The organism is Pseudobutyrivibrio sp. OR37 (assembly GCF_900113655.1).
GTDB lineage: Bacteria > Bacillota > Clostridia > Lachnospirales > Lachnospiraceae > Pseudobutyrivibrio.
Window position 1 is genome coordinate 1 of the sequence record NZ_FOQF01000075.1, and the last position, 1,816, is coordinate 1,816.

Below are 1,816 nucleotides of genomic sequence, written 5' to 3' on the forward strand. Positions count from 1 at the left end.
GCTGAATTGAAATCCTGACCTCCAGTTTGCAAACTTAACCTCTAGTTCTAATTTTTTTGTACACTTAACTTCCAATTTCGCCTAGTCAAAACAGCACTTAGTCTTGCAAAATCACCCCTTTCTAGAAGTTACAATTACAAAGATAGAGCTTACTAATACAAACCTATTGAAATCAACATCTTCCAGGGTGTATTATCTCTCCAATAGATTATTTTTGAGCATGAAAATAAGAGGTCGAGGCTTCGTTTGGTTCTTTGCAAGAGAAACCTCCACCACTGCATGATTGTATATTTCATGCTTGAAAGCGGTCTTATATTTTGCTGCTTTTACTGATTAAGCAGCTCTGGTTTTAAAATTATTTCATTTGATGGGATAGCCTTTATACCAAGTTTGGTAGCTACCTCATCACCATGAAAGAAGCTGAATAACTGGTTGGCGGACCGGTCATTCAGCTTCTTTCTTGCATATGAATTGATATGATTCATCATCAATTCTACCTGTTCCTGTTTTAGATACTTAAAGGATGTCCCTTTAGGTAAAATTCTTCTTATAAATTCATGCGTGACCTCAATACCACCTTTCTGGTTTGAGCGCTGTGGGTCACAATAAAATATATAAGTCCTGCGTTTTCCTTCCTTATCAAATTCAATAGAAGCAGGGTCAGTAAATTCACTTCCCCTATCTGTCAGAATCACAGGGAACAATTTTTTAAACTGCTCACGGCCTAGCATTTCATCAAGCTCATCGAAAACGTCAGTCACACTTCGCGCTGTATTCGCCTCCCTCAAAAAGGCTAACATGAGGCTACTATCTCTAAAATAGATTGTTAGCAATACCTTTGTTGAATCTCTGGTTCCTTCTACGGAGTCCATTTCTACAACAGCATAATCAGGATGTGCTTCCATAAATGCCAGAAAGTCCTCATATGTACGTCCCAGATGACATTTCTTATCTACATGGACAACCTTTTTCTGCTTACGTTTTCTGTATCTAACTTTTCTAGGTAAATCAAGATTACCAACTGTTAGAATTCCAGCATCGATGTAGTTGTATATACTTCTTTCGTCTACCATAATTTCGTCAGCATTGTTAACGCAAATCTGATGAATTGACTGCCCCTGTTTTACAAGTGGTGACACAACATCATCAATGCGTCTCAGTTCCTCTGGAGTCAGATCTATACCTTCACGACTCTCAGAACGAAGCTCCTCATAATCCTTCTGTGCCTTTTTGGCATCATATTTTTTCTTTTCAAGTGTACAAGATCTAATCTGTTTGCATCCGTTGCAAACATAGGGAGGCTTCTTTAGCTTTTGACATATTTCCTCTTCAAATTCATCGCATTTGATAGTACACATTCCACAAGTGCTGCAATAAGTATTTCTGAAGCTGAATGCATTAAAACAGCTTTCGCAAACGTCGCGTTCATGCGTACAGGTATTTCTCTTTTTGCAAGGATTGAATGATCTAGAGCGTGTTCCTGTTTGTTCAGTAATCAAATGTGCTCTTACTTCCTTTGAAATAGTAGATGGATCCTTTCCAACAATTTCTCCTATTTCTGTAAAAGTCTTTCCATCTTTTAAGCCCTTCTGAATTTCTTGTCTGGCGTCTAGTGTTAGATGCTTATATTTACATGTCATGGTATGTTCCTCCATTAGTGGCACCGCTTTCTAAACATCAGCAGGTATTGTACTCAAAACCAAACATAAAGAAAAGACAGCCTGCTATTATTGCAAGACTGTCTTCTAGTTCCTCGTTTGCATTATTAACTTCTGGCTTGCTTAAGGCTGACTGGAAGTTAGTTTTTCAATTCACT

1 protein-coding gene is annotated in these 1,816 nt (G+C 38.0%); it reads right to left on the reverse strand.

All coding sequences use genetic code 11. The annotated features are described in order from the left end of the window. Window positions 1-326 precede the first annotated feature (326 nt). On the reverse strand, window positions 327-1,640 hold the full coding sequence (locus BM097_RS15955) for an IS30 family transposase (protein ID WP_090531345.1): 1,314 nt from the start codon (window positions 1,638-1,640) through the stop codon (window positions 327-329). Between the last annotated feature and the right edge of the window lie 176 nt (window positions 1,641-1,816).